The sequence below is a fragment of the Colwellia sp. BRX10-1 genome (assembly GCF_014077545.1).
Classification (GTDB): Bacteria; Pseudomonadota; Gammaproteobacteria; order Enterobacterales; family Alteromonadaceae; genus Colwellia_A.
The window spans coordinates 1-18,283 of record NZ_JACGWC010000028.1; the positions used below are offsets into that span (position 1 = coordinate 1).

Genomic DNA, 18,283 nt, shown 5'->3' on the forward strand with positions numbered 1-18,283 from the left:
AATGTTATTATAAAAGATGTCACGCCTTTTATAGTTAGGTCATTCAAACCTTATTCTTAATTTAAACAATGTTGGCGGAGTGGACGGGACTCGAACCCGCGACCCCAGCCTTGACAGGGGGGTGTTCGAACCAACTGAACTACCACTCCGCTGTATTGCTTTTGAATGTTGTAATAACAGATGTCACGCCTTTTATAGTTAGGTCATTCAAACCTTATTCTTTACTTAAACAATGTTGGCGGCGTGGACGGGACTCGAACCCGCGACCCCCGGCGTGACAGGCCGGTATTCTAACCAACTGAACTACCACTCCGCTGTATTGCTTTCTTCAAGTTTTACTACCTAAGTAGACGGTACTTAAACCCGTGATTTTACTTTTGAATGTTATTATAAAAGATGTCACGCCTTTTATAGTTAGGTCATTCAAACCTTATTCTTAATTTAAACAATGTTGGCGGAGTGGACGGGACTCGAACCCGCGACCCCCGGCGTGACAGGCCGGTATTCTAACCAACTGAACTACCACTCCGCTGTATTGCTTTTGAATGTTGTAATAAAAGATGTCACGCCTTTTATAGTTAGGTCATTCAAACCTTATTCTTTACTTAAACAATGTTGGCGGAGTGGACGGGACTCGAACCCGCGACCCCCGGCGTGACAGGCCGGTATTCTAACCAACTGAACTACCACTCCGCTGTATTGTTTTAAACGTTTAGTAAAACTAGGTGCTTAACCTTTGATTAATTGGCGGAGTGGACGGGACTCGAACCCGCGACCCCCGGCGTGACAGGCCGGTATTCTAACCAACTGAACTACCACTCCGCTGTATAATCAACACATTCGTCAACAAGTCGTTGAATGCGGCGGAGATAATACGGTTAAGACGCAGAGCAGTCAACCACTTTTTTAATATAATTAACTGTATGCACGTTTGATGTACAATACGGAGGAATTACATTCAAAAATGGCTTTATTTAATTGGCTATTCATCATTTTTTGTTCTTTTTTCGGCGAGATATAAAGTAAAAGACTAACGCAATAAGGACGATTCCGACGTTTGCAACAGCAATAATAATATAAGTTTGTAGATCTTTTTCACTTTTTGCCCTTTCTTGTTCGACTTTAGCTTCTTGCAACTCCATGGCTAATTGTTTAGCTTTTTCCTCTGCTAATATAATTTTATCGGTAATAACAACATCCGCTTTGTCTACAGGGAGTGATGTCATTTCACCATTAGCATTTAGGGTCGGCATCACTAAGCCCGTTTTACTTTCTGCATTAAAGGTAAATTGTTCTAACACTAAACGGAATTCGCGGCCGTTAATTGTTTTGCCAAAAACACTCACTTGTATACGATGAACACCTGACTCGGTGTAAGCAAGTTCGTAAGTACGTAAATTACCTTTTCCTTCCATAATAGAAAATGGTACTTCTTGACGGTCTGGAAAAATAACTTTCCCTTGAAACAAAACACTATCCACATCTACATAAGTAGGGTCGATAGTAAAGATGACCTTGTGAGACTTCCCGACTTCCATTACGGGTTCAACAGAAATGGTAATTGGTGTCTTTTGCAAAATAATGGGTTTTTGTCGTAACTCTCGAGTAGCCATCGGCATAATAACAGAGTAAATAGGTAGCCATTCACCCGGAGCAAAAGCAAGTTCAAATTCGCCGGTAAAGACACCATCCTTGGCATACTCATCTAAGTCACGGCCATCATCACGAAACTGCGCTATTTTAATGGGTTCAGCACCAAAATTATCATACGCAGAATTATTGGTACTAAAAAAATCTACATTGAGGTTAATAACGTCACGAAAGAGTGGATCGTCAATAGCTTGTTCTCCGTTATAAAGGTGCCCTTCAATTTTTAAGGTTTCTCCCGAGAGGATAACCTCAGGTAAGGGGTCAACTTTAATAGTGACATCAGTGACAACCATAATGTGGCTTTGCGGTAAAATATCACCAATAGCCTGCCAAGGGCCGGGCATTGGATTTTTAATGGTGATTAAATCAAAAGTACGATCATCAAACCAAGTGACTTTATCTTTAGGTAAATTATTAATTTTAATTTTTGTGCCATCAGGGCGCACAAGTATGATGGGTGGCGTGCCACTTCTTCGATAAAATAACAGTGTTATTTCTTCAAGCAAGGCATCTATTTTAAACCGATTTTCAAAATAAGGAATTGCATTGGTAACATTATCTGATTGGTAATAATCAATTTTGGTTTGTTGTCCATAACTTGGTATAGATATCAATAGAAAGGCTACTACTATGATAATAAAAAGTTTTGACTGACCTATTTGGGCCATATTGGTTCGCTCCCTTTTTCAGCAACAATCGCTAATCTTTCACTATGCTTAATAAGTTCATCGGCAGAAGCTTGGATAACCTTTAATTTTGTTCGTTGTGCGGGTAAACGACGAATAGCATTACTGTCACCTGATTCGCTGCCTGCTGATAGATTTAACACGGACTGCTTACGCGTCATCTCTACATAAACAAACGCTAAAAGTTGAGCATCGATTAATGCACCATGATAAGTGCGGTCGACTAATTTATCGACACGATAGTAACGGGCTAAATAATCTAGAGTCTTTGGTGAACCAAATTCATCTTTTGAAACATGCAACGTATCTATAACAGTACACATATCACGAGTGTTGGGAATATTTCGCTTTAATAAAGCAAATTCATTGTCCATAAAGCCGATATCAAATTTAGCGTTATGAATAACAAGGCGTGCACCTTTAATAAATTCGATAAAGTCATCGGCGACTTGACTAAATAAAGGTTTATCACGAAGGAACTCATTGGTTAATCCGTGAATATTGATAACTTCCTGATCCATTTCAAATAATGGATTGATATAAACGTGAAAACTACGACCGGTTAACTGTCGGTTGATCATTTCAACACAGCCTACTTCAACAATTCGGTGCCCTTCCCTAGGATTAATACCCGTTGTTTCTGTATCTAATATAATTAATCGTTCATCTTGCTGTACAGCTTGTTCGTTATTCATTGTGATTTCATCACCTTTTTTTTGGGTCAGGAAGTGGCTCTGGAAACTCAGTAATATTTATTGTAAATTTTTTACTGAGATTTAACATGATTATAAGCGCTCCAACAATAATAGCTTGGGTAATTAACCATGTTAATGACAGTAAATGCCAATAAAAAAAGCCAACTAAGCAAATAATCAAATCAAAAAGTAAGGCGAAAGTGAGAATACCTTTACCATGGCGCCATGATTTTTTAACCCAACCTTTCGCATTTGGCCTGCGTAAACTTAAGACAAGGACAATAAAAACACCTAACGCCCCAGAGCCTAAGCTTAAATAAAACAATGATGTTTCAGGGTATATCCATTGAATAATACCAACACGGTCTTTCATATTGGTTACCGACATTAGCCAAACAACATAACCCCGTAAAATAAAAATCAAGGCTACGTAGACCCATTTTGATATTTTCAAACAATCAAAATTGTCAAAATCTTGCACTGAATAAGCAGAGTAATTATGTTTACTCATCAATATCATGACCGCGCTTTTTTGTATGCTCTATTCTTAAGTGCTCTTGTGCGGCGGTAATAGCTTTTACTGCTCGGGATCTAAATTCACGATAAAATAAAGTATAAACAACCAGTAAACTGGCAAAAATAAATAACGCAGGATGAAAAAACCAACACATTGCCGCAATAGAAAAATAATAAGAACGTAATCCATAATTATAAGAATGTGCGGCTTGGTCTTGTACTATTGCCATTTGTTTTGCATAGGCACGCAAGTTTTCATCTTCGCCTAACTCATCATAAGGCGCAGCGCCAATCATGACATTTAAAAAGCCATACTGTCGCATAGACCAAGTAAATTGAAAAAAGGACATAATGAAAATAAAAGCTAAGACACCTAATTTTAATTGTATCGCCGCATGATTTGGAAAATCAGCATAGGGAATTGAACCTATTACCGCTTCTAAACGTTCGACTTGAGCGAATAGAGTCAATACACCGGCTAAAACCAGTAAAGTTGTTGAAGCAAAAAAAGCAATATTTCGCTCCAAATTTGCTAACAACGCAGCTTCACCAACACGAATATCTCGCGTCATTAGCTCATTCATCCAATGAATTCTATGTTGATGAAGACATCTGGCGATACAATTAGTGTTTTTTGCTTTGACACGAGCAAACCAAGTGTAACCAATCCAACAAGTTACAAAGCATATAAAGGCAAGAATATCGAGTAAAGTAAGTGGCATAATATTGAAGAATTAGATAACAGGCATTCCATTATGCAGGAGAATATTTATAGATTCGAGCTAAATTTTCTACGATTAAGCATGCAAAAAATGTTAGAAAAAACCATTAATCGTATTCCTTATACCAGTTATCGTAATTCCTTTGACAGAAAGTCTAACTTTCTTCACCATCGCCGGTAAATCTATTACTTAAGTTTACCGTCAGTATTGCAGATAAACTTTGTGCAAACACTTTCCTTTGGAGCATCAATGTTCACTGTCAAATTCAGCCATATTTTGACTATTTCCACTTTATTATTTTCTTTTCATTGTAAAGCTAACGCGCAACAGTCAACCCAAATCCCAAGGATTTCAGGTAAAATAACCATAGATGCTAAATTAGATGAAAAACAATGGCGCCATGCAAAAAAAATATTAATCAATAACGTTACTCGTCCATACGACAATATACCTAGCCAAGTTCATACCGAAGCGTTATTAATGGAAGATGGCGGTACTTTCTATATTGCTTTCATTGCTGAAGATCCCAACCCAAGCCAAATTCGAGCGTTTTACCGCGATAGAGATCAATCATGGGGTGACGATGTCGTTGGCATAAAAATTGACACTTATAACGACCAACGTTCGGCTTATCGATTTTTAGTCAACCCTTTAGGCTCTCAAATCGACGGTGTCGAAAATGAAATAACGAAAAGTGAAAGTGATTCTTGGGATGGCATCTGGGACAGTGCAGGAATAATTAACGATAAAGGCTATATCGTAGAAATGGCTTTACCCCTTCGTATGCTTAACTTTACTGAAAAATCGTCATTACAAGATTGGGGCATTGAATTAATGCGTTTTTATCCGAGAAACGAATTTTTTCGTTTCTCAAACGTCCGCCTTGAACGAGATAACGACTGTGAGTTATGCCAACTTCACACGATTGAAGGCTTTACGGGGGCAAAACAAGGCGATAACTTAACCGTTACGCCTTCACTTGTTACCGGCGTTAATGAACAAAGAGAAAATAATGAGGATTGGCAGAGTGAAACCAACACAGAAGCTAGCTTAGATGTTCGTTGGGGAATAACACCTGACTGGGTGTTGAATGCCACAATTAATCCAGACTTTTCAACGGTTGAAACAGATAATGCTCAGTTAAATATCAATAATAACTTTGCACTTTTCACCCAAGAAAAAAGACCGTTTTTTCTAGATAATGCTGATTACTTTGATTCAAATTATAACCTGATTTATACCCGAAATATTAACGCGCCAAACTACGGTGCTAAATTAACTGGTCGAGAAAATGATCACTCCTTTGGTTTATTTGTCACCGATGACGACAGTACCAATATTTTAATCCCCGGTAATAGAGGCTCTTCCATAGCGAGCATCGAAGGCGAATCAAAAGCAAGCGCTTTTCGCTATCGTTACAATTTTAACGAAAATATCACTATGGGGACCGTAAGTACCATACGTACCGCCGAAGATTATCAAAATATAGTACACAGTGTCGGCAGTCAAATTAGACTTTCAACGGCTGATGTCTTTAAGTTTCAAGCGCTTTATTCAACTACAGAATATCCTGATAACTTATTTGAGCAATTTTGTAATGCCGATGATAGCGACGATTCAAGTGAGTCAGACAATTGCCATGCGCCACCAGAAAACATTGACTGTGGCTATAGTCAATGTGATTACAATGAGCAGGTTTTACGGACCTTAAAAGATGATAAGTTTAGTGGTAGTGCCTTTAAAACCAGCTATTCTCACAATGACCGAGACTGGTATTACCGCGTAACATACGATCAGCAAAATTCTGGCTTTCGTGGTGATTTAGGCTTTATTCCAAATGTTGACTACAAGCGTTTTTCTGTTGGTGGTGATAGAAAGTGGTATGCGAAACCAGGCGAATGGTGGACGAAATTTAAAATATATTCTGATTGGGATATCACCCATAACGACAATAATGAATTGATTGAAAAAGAATTTGATATCAACGCTCAACTAAATTCAAGTATGAATTCATACTTCCGCTTTTCTTATTCAAACCGTGATTTAGTCGGTTTAAGAAAAGATAAAAGTATTTTAGCCATTGACGGTAACACCACCTTATTTACCGAAAATCAATTTTCACTCTTTGGTGAAGTTAATCCAATGCTAGGTCTATACTTTAACAGTAACTTTAAATACGGCGATGCCATTGATTATAGAAACAACCGTCTGGGCCGTACTAAACAGTGGAGTTCAAACGTAACCTTAAATGTTGATAAGCATTTAGAATTAAATATCAAACATACCTTTAATCAATTAGATGCCACTAATCATAATGTCGATGCGACCAGTAACAACGTCTTTACTGCAAGATTGACCGATTTTAGAGCAACGTACCAATTTAATGTGTTAAGTTTTTTACGTTTTAGTTTTATTTATAATAATACCAACAGAAATATTAACAATTATATTTACACGGATCCCGAAGATATTACCAAAAGCAGGAAGAACGTCTCAACTGAATTGTTGTACGCCTACAAGTTGAATTCGCAAACAGTTTTCTATCTAGGCTATTCTGATAGACACTACACCGAAGAAGATTTTAGCGACTTAAATCAAAATAAACGTAATCTCTTTATGAAGTTTAGCTATGCTTGGATGAAGTAAAAATAAATAAAAATCTCATCAGCTTTTAAGTAAAGTCGCCATTTGGCGACTTTTTTATTGCCTGCTAATAATAGAGCTAGAATAATTAATGATTGTTTTAACTGCATTTTTTTGACACAATTTATCCAGAGTCACAATATAAAAATAATAAAATGTAACCCTGGAGAGAAAATGTTGTTGTTAAGAAGTAGCTACAAAGCCTTAGTAGCTAGTATATTCTTACTATTTTCACAGAATAGTTTTGCTGAACAAAATGCCCAAGAACAAACAATTAATAAAATCGATCATTTATCGATACCTTATGCTAAAACAAAAGTCACCATAGACGGCAACATCAACGAAGAGGAATGGTCTCAGGCATTATCCATAGAGCTCAACATTGTTAATTCCCCTTGGAATAATAAGCCTAGCCCGGTTAAAACCACCGCAAAAATATTTGAAAATGGCGAGACCATTTATATCTCTTTTATTGCCCAAGATCCCAACCCAGAAGAAATAATTGCCTACTTAGGTGACCGAGATACACGACTCGAAGACGATGTGGTGGGTATAAAACTCGACACTTACAACAATCGACGATTAAGTTATGAACTCTTTGTTAATCCTTACGGATCGCAAATCGATAGGATAAAAAACGAACTCACCGGTGATGTCAATTCAGCTTGGGATGGTATGTGGCAATCGTTTGGCAAAAGAACAGCGAGTGGCTATCAAGTTGAAATGGCTGTGCCCTACCATGCATTGAACTTTGCTGACACAGATGAAGAAAAAACCTGGGCAATTGAGTTTATTCGTCTCTACCCGCGCGACTCTCGCCTGCGTATATCTCATATACCGCTCGACCGAGACAATGATTGTTGGTTATGCCAAATACCTGAAGCAAAAGGTTTTAAAGATGCAAAAACCGGTAACAATTTAACAATCACGCCAGCAATAGTAGCAAGTAAAAATGATACTCGTGACATTTACGACCCACAAGATGAATGGCAAAGCGATAACGACACCGAAGCGGGCGTTGACTTACGCTGGGGTATTAATGCCAACACGCTATTAAACGTTACGGTAAACCCAGATTTTTCGACAGTAGAGTCTGATGCGGGACAACTTAGCGTTAATAAAACCTATTCCTTGTTTTATCGTGAGGCTCGCCCTTTCTTTGTAGAAAACTCAGATTATTTCTCTTCAAATTTTAATTTAGTTTATACCAGAAACATTGCCGACCCTGATTATGGTGCAAAATTAACGGGTACTAATGACAACCATACCTATGGTGCTTTTATTAGTCATGACACAGAAACTAATTTTATTGTGCCAGGGAATACCGGATCACGTTTAAAATCGTTAGATGAAGAAAGCCACTCTGGCGCATTTAAATATCGCTACGACTTTTCTGAAGACTTTTCATTAGGTGCAATTAGCACCTTAAGAAAGTCTGATAGTTATCAAAATACCGTTGCCGGTATCAATACCAAATATAAAATGGATGACTCGAATGCTATTCTTGCACAAGTTGTTCATTCAAACAGTGACAATTCAATAGAGGAGTCGACTGATTTTGCCGACCAAGCGGTCAAACTTAGTTATGAGCACAACTCGGAGTATTGGTCGGTAAGTGCTGAACATCAAAAAATAGGTAAAGATTTCCGTGCTGATTTAGGTTTTATGCCCCAAGCTGATTATCAAGATGAGAGACTATTAGTTGACCGTTTCTTTTACAGTGAAGGCGACAGCTTTTGGCAAGAAGCAAAATTGTCAGGTCAGTGGCAAATTAAACACAATGAAAATGGTGAATTGCTCGAAAAAAGTTTGGCTTCGAGTTTTACGATTGATGGCCCTAAACTTTCACAATTTGATATTATGTTTACCTATGCAGATAAAATAGGGTTACGTAAAAGTGAGTTAAATCAATTAAATGGCGGCCTCGCAGCAATTGAGTTTGATGACTCTATTGACGGTAATACCGACCGCTTTACTGAAAAGCTTTTGACTATGTTTGCGTATATAAAACCAACAAGATATCTTTATGGTGAAGTTTATTTTTCTTTTGGTAAAAAAATAGATTACCAAAATAATCGCCTCGCTGATTATCAAGAAATTTATGCGAACACTCGTCTTAACCCAACCAGTCATTTAGAGATTGATTTTTCTTATACTTATGAAACTCTCGATACGAGTCAAGGTAATGTATACGATGCGAACATAGTGGAATTAAGAGTTTCTTACCAATTTGATGTGAACAGTTATCTTAAATTAAATGTTGTTTACTACGATGTAGATAAAAATCCAGATAATAATATTTCAGCTTATTCGAACACCAATAGTGATTTATCAACACAATTAATTTATAGCTATAAGCTTAATCCACAGACAGTATTTTTCTTAGGGTATTCAGACACTAGCTATCAAGATGACGACTTAACTACGTTAAGGCGTGGTGAACGTACTTTGTTTACTAAAGTTAGTTACGCTTGGATGCCTTAGCACCTTATTAATCGATAAATAAGTTTAGTTTGATAGCGGTTATCAAACTAAACTTTATTTTACACTGCGACTTTAATAAAAGCTCTGGTCGTTGTTTGTCTACGGAAAATCAGCGCTATTCAGACGATTGATTAACACATCGTTTCATCAATTATCAACTATTAATCAAACCTTCTACCTGCCTTCTGCCATGTTCTGCAACAGTAGTAAGCGTTGTTGTTCCTGCGAAGAAGCTTGATAGGGCAAATCGCTTAAACTGTTGACTGCAAAACCTTTTATTGCATGTTCATCAATTGAACTATCACCGTACTTGGTCGGTTCACCGGGAGCAGGTGACATTAATTCAATTGAAAAAGTTGATAAGTAAAATGGCGCTTGCCTGCCTTGTAATACTGACCGGTGAGCTTTTAAATAAAGATGACTATTGCCCTTATTGAGTTTTGCTTTGCTAACTAAGTGGGCGATGGGTTGGTAATTGGCATCAAATAAATTTGCCCGCATTCTATATAGGCCTTGCTCTCTAGTGGTTAAATTAGCTTTTAATACCATATCAGCATCTTCATTGTAGGCCGGTTCAAAACTTTCTAGGGTAGCAACTGAATCAACATATTTAAGTGCTAGGGTAATATTAATATTCTTACCGTTAATTTTCGCCTTAATCGATGCTTGCAGTTCTCGTGGCAAATCTCTTTTACCGGTAAAGTGTGAATGCCAGTTTTCTTCACCCTGTTCAAATTGACTGGTCAATAATACTTTACCTGTAATGATATCGACAAGTTGCAGCTCTGCGCTGGTAATATTTTCACCGGTTAGTGTCGCAAAAACGACTTCGGGATAGGTATAACGATATTTTGATAATGCGGCACTTACTTTAGTGCCATTGTCGTCGACTAACATAGACTGTGGATTAAAAAAATTAGGGGTTAAGCGGTCAAAATCTTTATCCGTTAAAGGTTGTGAATAGGGTGGAAAAGTTAACTCTGCCGCATACGCTTGTGCAACAAGTACTGCTGAATCGTTTGAAGTGATTTTATTAACTGTAGCCTCGAGCGAACTATTATTACTTGGCGGCTGTTCTGGCAAGCTAGTTGTCTTAATTGGAATTGTTTTTTTCAAGGGTTCATTAACAATCGTTAGTTTTTGCGGTATTGATGGCCAAAAGAGCCAAACAACAACGGCGATAGTAGATATAACACTGAATTGTTTTAACAATGATTTTTTTTTCATAACGGCTTTACTCTTTTGCCAAGACACTGTTGATTTTCCTTGATTAACCTAGAAAATCAACAGCCTTAACTATATTATTTAATTCGGAATCGCGTCATAAATGAGCGTTGACATACTGTCATCATTCGAATTTTCAACATAGAGATAATTACTTTTCCAAAGCCACCAGCCAGTCGTTTTAGTATAAGTGTCAAAGTAAATACTTTCTCCTGACAGTAGGTTTTTCTGATTACTTGCTGCCGTCACTTTACCTTGCTGTTGTGGCTCAAGTAACGAACCATGACTATAAGCTTTACCCATAAGCATTGGATAATGGTATGGCATAAAACCATTAACGGCATTACCTTGCTGTTCTATTTTACCATTTAACGCGATACCGGTACTGCAGCTACCGTATCTTGCTTGGCGATTAGCTCCGCAAGAGGAGTGCGTACCAACAACACCGTCGTCATTACCTTGAATAAATGGGCTAGTAACCCCTAAATATTCACTTGCATCACCGACAAAGCGTAGACGAGGGATCCTCGCATCTGGTAATGGTGCAAGTTGTCTAGCGTTATTGACTTTTAAATCATTAAGTACGCCCATTTCATCGCCAAGATCGCCGCCTAACCAAGCCTCTAATGCTGCCTCTATGACAAAAGACCACGTTTCTGTACCCTCAGCAACACTTACCGCCACATCAGCAAGTTCACTACCACCACCTGCGCCAGCAATGTCAAAGGTTGCAACAATATTCAGTGGTGCTAATCCAGCATTTTCCAACCAAGTTTCTTGGTTATCTATAATATACCGTGCCACTAAATCACCGGTTGAATGTGTTACAAAGATGCAACCCGGTGTACAAAAGTTACTTTCAGAAAATGATTTCAACTTTGGCCAAACATAGTCTGTGGCTATTTTACCTTCTATTCGTTCATATGAAGGCCAGTCAATACGGGCATCACTGAGGTTATTCCAATAGCCTTGCCAGTAATTTTGCCCACTCGCCGTAACGTCACCATCAACAATAAGTTGTTGAGGCTGAAAGCCATGGATAAGTACTATTTTATATTCTTTACTGTAAGAAGCTGCTGAGCAGAATGTCAGGCAGATCCCTGCTACAACCGTTATACGTTTGATTATATTCATTATTTCCCCAAATTATTTTTAAATTTTATTTTATAATTATATTTTTACGTCTTATTTTTATTGGTACTACAACTCATCGGACGTTCGACCAGTTAAAATTGATAATAGTCCAATGACCATTTATTAGTCAATGGCTAATTATTTATAATTTTGATAGTTTATTGACAATTTATTGATAGTTTATTGATAGTAAAAGCAAGGACACTTTCAGAAGAGATCAACAAATTTTAAAATAATACCATTTAAAAAAAGAGGTAAATTAATTCAAGCGCTGAACAATTTTTACTCATTAGCATAAAGAAGCGCCACCATAATATTAAAACCACTTTTAAAAAGCTTGTTTGTTATTCGCCAAGCTATCATTGGGGTTTAACAGCAATTATAGCTTGGCGAATAAAATAGGTTATTATCAAAAAGAACGATAATTACAGGCTAACTTAACTAAAAAAGCATTTCTATATTCTTTTTTTGTATATAAGTTAACAAAATATCACTTCTTTTATTTCTATAAAGCGCTAACCTTGTGCTATTAAAGTAAATAAAGCTTTATTAAGGAGCTACCATGACGACAATATTTGAAGATAACTCAACCACTATAGGTAAAACACCTTTAGTAAAACTTAACCGTGTAACTACCGGTAATGTTTTTGCAAAAATAGAATCAAGAAATCCAAGTGCGAGTATTAAGTGTCGTATTGGCGCAAACATGATCTGGGATGCAGAGAAGAAAGGCTTATTAACACCTGGTAAAGTAATCGTTGAGCCAACAAGTGGTAATACCGGCATAGCCCTTGCATTTGTTGCAGCAGCTCGAGGTTATGGCATTACGTTAACTATGCCACATACCATGAGTTTAGAACGCAGAAAGTTATTAGCGGCTTTAGGGGCTAAACTTGAATTGACCGATGGCGCCAAAGGTATGAACGGTGCTATAGCTAAAGCGCAAGAAATTAAAAATTCAGATCCAGACAAGTATGTTTTATTGGGGCAATTCGACAACCCTGCCAACCCTGAGATCCATGAAAAAACTACTGGTCCAGAGATCTGGGCAGATACCGATGGTAAGATTGATATTTTTGTTGCCGGTGTTGGAACAGGCGGTACCATTACCGGTGTTAGTCGTTATATCAAAAATATTGCCGGCAAAAACATTATGTCTGTAGCTGTTGAGCCTACTGACTCACCGGTTATTAGCCAAAAAATGGCGGGTGAAGCATTAACACCTGGCCCACATAAAATTCAAGGTATTGGTGCTGGTTTTATTCCTGGCAACTTAGACTTAAGCATGATCGATGCTGTTGAAAAAGTGACCAACGATGAAGCCATGGCAATGTGTCACCGCCTAATGAAAGAAGAAGGTATTCTTGCAGGTATTTCTTCAGGTGCCGCGGTTGTTGCCGCTAAACGTTTAGCTGAGAAACCTGAAAACAAAGATAAAAATATCGTTGTTATTTTAGCAAGTTCCGCTGAACGTTACTTATCAAGTCCATTATTTAGTGATGAGTTCACTGATAAAGAGCTTGTACAATAGTAAATAGTATTGACATCATCAAAATAAAAAAGACGCTGAGGCGTCTTTTTTTTGTTTTATCAATCAGCAATAAAGCGAGCAATCGCCGGATGAATTAAGCCACTATGGCTTACCGGTCCCATATGTCCGGTTGGAAAACGTTGATGTTCAACATTGGGTAAATTGGCTTTAATTTGATTGGCTAATGATTGGCTCAGTTCAGGGCTGTGTTCCCCTGTCATCATTAACACTTTACAAGTAAGACCACTTAGATCGGTTAAAGTATATTTCTCTGATATTAAACCTTTAAAGTCTAAACTCACCTTAGGCATATCTCTTGCCATTATATCCTGAACTTTTTGTGGTAATGCTTTGAAAAAACCTGTTTTGTTCCAAAAATCAGTGAATATCTCAGCCGCCTGATACCTATCATCGATATTAACTTTATTAGCAAAGTTATCCGCTAACATTCGAGCGTCACTACTTTGTTCAAGTAAATGAAACGCAACCGGCTCATATAAAGAAAGACTTAATATTTTTTCTGGATTCTCAATGGCTAGCTTTAAGGCAATCGCGCCGCCACAAGAATGCCCAACCAAGTGAAAAGACTGATGTTGAGCAACATGAGTAATAATTTTTTTAATACGGTTAATTTCAACATCAAAATTATAATTTAACTCATCAGCGACTTTTTCTGCATTACCATAACTGAGCAAATCAATATTGATGACTAAGTAGTGAGGTTCAAGCAGTTTGACTAAAGGCTGCCATTGCCTGGCTGAACTTAGCGAACTATGAAGAAGTACAACCGGTGTTCCCTGCCCTGAAATATAGGCACCTTTTAGTAGATTATTTATGGTCATTGCAGCTATTGATTAGCGATAAAACACCATTATCAGCTTAATCTAACAAATGTCAAAGTGAAATAACACTCAATCTATTGTCGCGCAATTAAAAAAGATACGGCTATAAAAGTTTACAAAGTAAATAAATAAAACTTCACACTTTTGCTGACATTAAATTATTTAATGTGATAAAAATTGGTTAACTCAAACTTTCAACGAAATTAACTTAACGTCGTTTTGAAAAAGTCGTCTGAAAAAATACAATAATAAAGAGTATTCATGGATATAAATCTTCAAGGTAAAAGCGCATTGGTCTGTGGTTCAAGTCAAGGGATCGGTAAAGCCTGTGCAATTGAACTTGCTCAATTAGGCGCTAACGTCACACTATTCTCACGTAATCAAGCAGCCCTTGAATTAGTCAAAGCTGATCTTGATAAATATCAAGGTCAAAAACATCAAGTATTAGTCGCTGACTTTTCGAATACAGAACAAGTAAAAACCGTGATCAATGCGCATATTAACGCATCGGGTGGTTATGATATTTTAATCAATAATACCGGTGGACCCGCACCTGGACCGGCCAATGAGGCTGGTGTCGATGAATTTATCAACGCCTTCAATTTACACTTAGTGTCCAACCATCACTTGGTTCAAGCGCTTATCCCTGGTATGAAAGAAAAGCAATATGGCCGTATTATCAATGTTATTTCTACGTCTGTTAAGCAGCCGCTCAATGGCCTAGGTGTTTCTAATACCATACGTGGTGCGGTGGCGAGCTGGGCGAAAACCTTAGCAAATGAATTGGGTGAATTTGGTATTACTGTCAATAATGTCTTACCCGGGGCTACTGCAACCGCTCGTTTGGATGCTATTATTTCAGGGAAAGCCAAAAAACAAAACATTTCAATTGAACAGGCTACGCTTAACGAAAAAGCAATTATTCCTATGCGCCGTTTTGCTAAACCCGAAGAATTTGCAGCTGCGGCCGCTTTTTTAGCATCGCCTGCTGCTGGCTATATCACAGGTATTAATTTACCCGTCGATGGTGGCAGAACCTCGTGCTTATAAGGTTTACTTTAATAAACAATAGCTAGAGGAATAATAATGCTCAATGAAAATAATATTATTGAAAACTTTATTGATGGCCAATATCAAGCGCCCGTCAATAATAATTATTTAGATAATATTGAGCCGGCCACGGGGCTAGTTTATGGCCAAATCCCCAATAGTGATATCGCTGATGTTGAACAGGCTGTTGCAGCAGCAGAGCTTGCCCTGCCCGCATGGCAGGCTTTAGCTTTAGAACAACGTGCCGACTATTTAATTGCCATAGCACAAGAAATTGAAAACCAACTTGAATCCTTAGCACTTGCCGAAGCCACAGACAATGGTAAACCGGTTTCTTTAGCGAGAATGGTAGATATTCCACGTGCGGCAAGTAACTTTAAATTCTTTGCTCATGCCTGTTCGCAATTCGCTAGTGAATCTCATGCGATTGCTCATACGGCAATCAATTACACTTTGCGCCAACCTGTTGGTATTGTCGGCTGTATTTCCCCTTGGAATTTACCGCTGTATTTATTTACTTGGAAAATAGCACCAGCACTCGCTGCAGGTAATTGCGTGATTGCTAAACCCTCTGAAATAACCCCAAAAACGGCGGCAATGCTCGGCGCTATTTGTCTGAAAGTCGGTTTGCCTAAAGGTGTTTTAAATATATTACACGGAACAGGTGCAAGCGTTGGCGCTGCAATATGTAACCACCCTAAAATTAAAGCGATCTCATTCACTGGTGGCTCAGCAACGGGTGCAGCAATAGCAACTCAGCTTGCACCACAATTTAAAAAACTATCATTAGAATTAGGTGGGAAAAACCCAGCATTAATTTTTGATGACTGTCATTTTGAAAGTACTGTTGAAGAAGTCTTTCGCGCCAGCTTTGCGAATCAAGGTCAAATTTGCTTATGTGCTTCACGTTTATATATTCAACGGGGCATATATGAAAAATTCAAAAAAGCATTAGTTGCAAAAGCACAAGCGCTTGTGCCACAAGACCCTTTACTTAATGAAACAAAAATGGGCGCGATTGTCTCCAAAGCTCACTTAGAAAAGGTACTTGGCTATATTGATTTAGCTAAAAAAGAAGGGGGTACTATTTTAGCGGGCGGTGAACAAGTGCTATTACCTGGTCGCTGTAAACAAGGTTATTTTTTACAACCGACTATCATTGAAGGCTTAAGTAATGATGCAAGTTGCAACCAGCAAGAGATCTTTGGCCCTGTTATTACCTTACAACTGTTTGATACTGACGAACAAGCGCTGGCACTTGCCAACGAAAGCCAATATGGCTTAGCGGCGACTATTTGGACGCAAAATATTAATAGAGCGCATCAACTCGCTGAACAAATAAATACCGGAATTGTGTGGATCAATTGTTGGTTACTGCGTGATTTACGAACGCCTTTTGGTGGTATGAATCATTCAGGTGTTGGTCGAGAAGGTGGTTTAGAAGCCATGCGATTTTTTACTGAACCCAAAAATGTATGCATAAAATACTCATAGGCTCAAACTAAATAAATACCGGAATTGTGTGGATCAATTGTTGGTTACTGCGTGATTTACGAACGCCTTTTGGTGGTGTGAATCATTCAAGTGTTGGTCGATAAGGTGGTTTAGAAGCCATGTGATTTTTTACTGAACCCAAAAATGTATGCATAAAATACTCATAGGCTCAAACTAAATAAATACCGGAATTGTGTGGATCAATTTTTGGAGGTATGAATCATTCAAGTGTTGGTCGATAAGGTGGTTTAGAAGCCATGCGATTTTTTACTGAACCCAAAAATGTATGCATAAAATACTCATAGGCTCAAACTAAATAATGAACCAAATTTGTCATAAATTTAAATCTTCAGGAGCAATATTTGCCAGCGTATTAGGCTGCAAATGGACGCTTATTTAACCTATTTCCTCTGGTATGCCTTAGGGTGTTTTTCGGTGATTTCGAAATTCCCTACTCAGTCGTACTCAAGTCTACACACAATTAAAATAAATAAAGAACAAAGGTCTTTGATTGATTTTTGTCTACACTTATAACCATAAAAATATATTAATTACATCAGGATCCCTTATGAGCGATGTTAAAATTAAAACGTCTTTGAACCCGAAAATAATTAACGCGGAACAAGCACCAAAACCGGTAGGTTTATACCCTCACGCCCGACAAGTAGGCGACTTATTATTTCTTTCTGGTGTTGGCCCAAGAAAAGCGGGTTGCAAAGATATCCCTGGGGTTGTACTTGACGAGCAAGGTAAAATTAAAAGTTACGATATTGAAGCGCAATGTCATAGTGTATTCACCAATATTCGCTTAATTCTTGAAGCGTCAAATGCAAACTGGATGGACTTGGTTGATGTCACCGTATTTTTAACCAATATGGATGACGACTTCACCACCTACAATCGTATTTACGCAGAATACTTTGCCGATAACCAACCTTGTCGAACCACGGTTGAAATTAACAAATTACCAACGCCCATTGCCATTGAACTTAAATGTATCGCTGCGTTGAATCAACATAAAAAGCCTCATACTAAAACGACGGGGGAATAGTCATGTCAACGTTAAAAAACAGCATCGCTATGCCTTTTAATTTACATGCTTGGATTGATGAACATCGCCATTTACTTAAACCTCCCGTTTGTAATAAACAAATTTTTGAACAAGACAATTTTATTGTAATGATTGTCGGCGGCCCAAATAATCGTAACGATTATCACTATAACGCAACCCCTGAATTATTTTATCAAATTGAAGGCGAAATGGTGCTTTCAGTGATTGATGGTTCGGTTGAAAAGAATGATCATCATGATCCTAAAAATTTTCAGGATATAAAAATTAAAGCTGGCGAGATATTCTTACTTCCACCAAAAATGTTGCATTCCCCACAGCGCTTTGAAAATAGCGTAGGTTTAGTGGTTGAACAAAAGCGAGCAAATAATCAAAAAGATGCACTTTATTGGTTTTGTCCTGACTGCAAAAAACAACTCTACACAGAAGCTTTTTATCTCGACAATATAGAAACAGACTTACCTAAAGTATTCACCCGTTTTTATGACACACCTGACAATTGCACTTGTCAGCAATGTGGCACAACAGTGACGAAGGGATAAG

General features: G+C 37.9%; 15 protein-coding genes and 5 tRNA genes. 8 read left to right on the top strand and 12 right to left on the bottom strand.

Annotated elements, in window-relative coordinates:
* Positions 1 to 72 precede the first annotated feature (72 nt).
* The 9 genes from H4J75_RS16875 to H4J75_RS16915 all read right to left on the bottom strand — a co-directional run bounded on the left by H4J75_RS16875 (position 73) and on the right by H4J75_RS16915 (position 4,269).
* Positions 73 to 149: transfer RNA gene (locus tag H4J75_RS16875), tRNA-Asp, on the bottom strand.
* Positions 150 to 236: 87 nt separating this feature from the next.
* Positions 237 to 313 (bottom strand) — tRNA-Asp (locus tag H4J75_RS16880).
* A gap of 139 nt (positions 314 to 452) precedes the next feature.
* Positions 453 to 529: transfer RNA gene (locus tag H4J75_RS16885), tRNA-Asp, on the bottom strand.
* Between the two features lie 87 nt (positions 530 to 616).
* Positions 617 to 693, bottom strand: a tRNA-Asp gene (locus H4J75_RS16890).
* Between the two features lie 52 nt (positions 694 to 745).
* Positions 746 to 822: transfer RNA gene (locus H4J75_RS16895), tRNA-Asp, on the bottom strand.
* 167 nt (positions 823 to 989) lie between these two features.
* On the bottom strand, positions 990 to 2,318 hold the full coding sequence (locus tag H4J75_RS16900; protein ID WP_182222761.1) for a TIGR03503 family protein: 1,329 nt from the start codon (positions 2,316 to 2,318) through the stop codon (positions 990 to 992).
* Complete coding sequence (gene dnaQ / locus H4J75_RS16905; RefSeq protein WP_070376981.1) at positions 2,306 to 3,031, bottom strand: DNA polymerase III subunit epsilon; 726 nt, start codon at positions 3,029 to 3,031, stop codon at positions 2,306 to 2,308. Before dnaQ ends, H4J75_RS16900 begins: the two co-directional genes overlap by 13 nt.
* A gap of 10 nt (positions 3,032 to 3,041) precedes the next feature.
* A complete protein-coding gene (locus H4J75_RS16910) occupies positions 3,042 to 3,542 on the bottom strand; it encodes a DUF2919 family protein (protein ID WP_182216154.1) in 501 nt (166 codons plus the stop codon).
* Positions 3,535 to 4,269, bottom strand: coding sequence for a DUF599 domain-containing protein (locus tag H4J75_RS16915; RefSeq protein ID WP_182216155.1), 735 nt, complete (start codon positions 4,267 to 4,269; stop codon positions 3,535 to 3,537). Before H4J75_RS16915 ends, H4J75_RS16910 begins: the two co-directional genes overlap by 8 nt.
* Positions 4,270 to 4,518: 249 nt before the next feature.
* Between H4J75_RS16915 and H4J75_RS16920 the strand changes: the two genes are divergently transcribed.
* Positions 4,519 to 6,915 (top strand): carbohydrate binding family 9 domain-containing protein, encoded by a 2,397-nt coding sequence (locus tag H4J75_RS16920; RefSeq protein ID WP_182222762.1) that lies wholly within the window; start codon positions 4,519 to 4,521, stop codon positions 6,913 to 6,915.
* A 171-nt stretch (positions 6,916 to 7,086) separates the two neighbouring features.
* Positions 7,087 to 9,396, top strand: a complete 2,310-nt coding sequence (locus H4J75_RS16925) for a carbohydrate binding family 9 domain-containing protein (RefSeq protein WP_182216159.1) — start codon at positions 7,087 to 7,089, stop codon at positions 9,394 to 9,396.
* A gap of 174 nt (positions 9,397 to 9,570) precedes the next feature.
* On the opposite strand, the gene H4J75_RS16930 is transcribed toward H4J75_RS16925, so the two are convergent.
* Positions 9,571 to 10,623 carry a hypothetical protein gene (locus H4J75_RS16930; RefSeq protein WP_182222763.1) on the bottom strand — a complete coding sequence of 351 codons (1,053 nt, stop codon included), beginning with the start codon at positions 10,621 to 10,623 and terminating at the stop codon, positions 9,571 to 9,573.
* Positions 10,624 to 10,701: 78 nt separating this feature from the next.
* Positions 10,702 to 11,754 (bottom strand): hypothetical protein, encoded by a 1,053-nt coding sequence (locus H4J75_RS16935; protein ID WP_182222764.1) that lies wholly within the window; start codon positions 11,752 to 11,754, stop codon positions 10,702 to 10,704.
* A gap of 562 nt (positions 11,755 to 12,316) precedes the next feature.
* Here H4J75_RS16935 and cysK point away from each other — a divergent pair.
* The gene (cysK, locus tag H4J75_RS16940; RefSeq protein ID WP_182172979.1) at positions 12,317 to 13,285 is read left to right on the top strand and encodes a cysteine synthase A; all 969 of its coding nucleotides are present in this window, start codon (positions 12,317 to 12,319) and stop codon (positions 13,283 to 13,285) included.
* Positions 13,286 to 13,344: 59 nt separating this feature from the next.
* Here cysK and H4J75_RS16945 read toward each other — a convergent pair whose 3' ends face one another.
* Positions 13,345 to 14,127, bottom strand: a complete 783-nt coding sequence (locus H4J75_RS16945; protein ID WP_182222765.1) for an alpha/beta fold hydrolase — start codon at positions 14,125 to 14,127, stop codon at positions 13,345 to 13,347.
* A 261-nt stretch (positions 14,128 to 14,388) separates the two neighbouring features.
* On the opposite strand from H4J75_RS16945, the gene H4J75_RS16950 reads away from it, so the two are divergent.
* From H4J75_RS16950 to H4J75_RS16965, 5 genes are all read left to right on the top strand, one after another.
* On the top strand, positions 14,389 to 15,177 hold the full coding sequence (locus H4J75_RS16950; RefSeq protein WP_182222766.1) for an SDR family oxidoreductase: 789 nt from the start codon (positions 14,389 to 14,391) through the stop codon (positions 15,175 to 15,177).
* A gap of 36 nt (positions 15,178 to 15,213) precedes the next feature.
* Positions 15,214 to 16,671, top strand: coding sequence for an aldehyde dehydrogenase (locus H4J75_RS16955; RefSeq protein ID WP_182222767.1), 1,458 nt, complete (start codon positions 15,214 to 15,216; stop codon positions 16,669 to 16,671).
* Between the two features lie 23 nt (positions 16,672 to 16,694).
* A complete protein-coding gene (locus H4J75_RS20530; protein ID WP_404842717.1) occupies positions 16,695 to 16,775 on the top strand; it encodes a hypothetical protein in 81 nt (26 codons plus the stop codon).
* Positions 16,776 to 17,239: 464 nt separating this feature from the next.
* Entirely contained in the window at positions 17,240 to 17,722 is a 483-nt protein-coding gene (locus H4J75_RS16960) for a RidA family protein (RefSeq protein WP_182216170.1), read from the top strand.
* Between the two features lie 2 nt (positions 17,723 to 17,724).
* The gene (locus H4J75_RS16965) at positions 17,725 to 18,282 is read left to right on the top strand and encodes a 3-hydroxyanthranilate 3,4-dioxygenase (protein WP_220465348.1); all 558 of its coding nucleotides are present in this window, start codon (positions 17,725 to 17,727) and stop codon (positions 18,280 to 18,282) included.
* Position 18,283 lies beyond the last annotated feature (1 nt).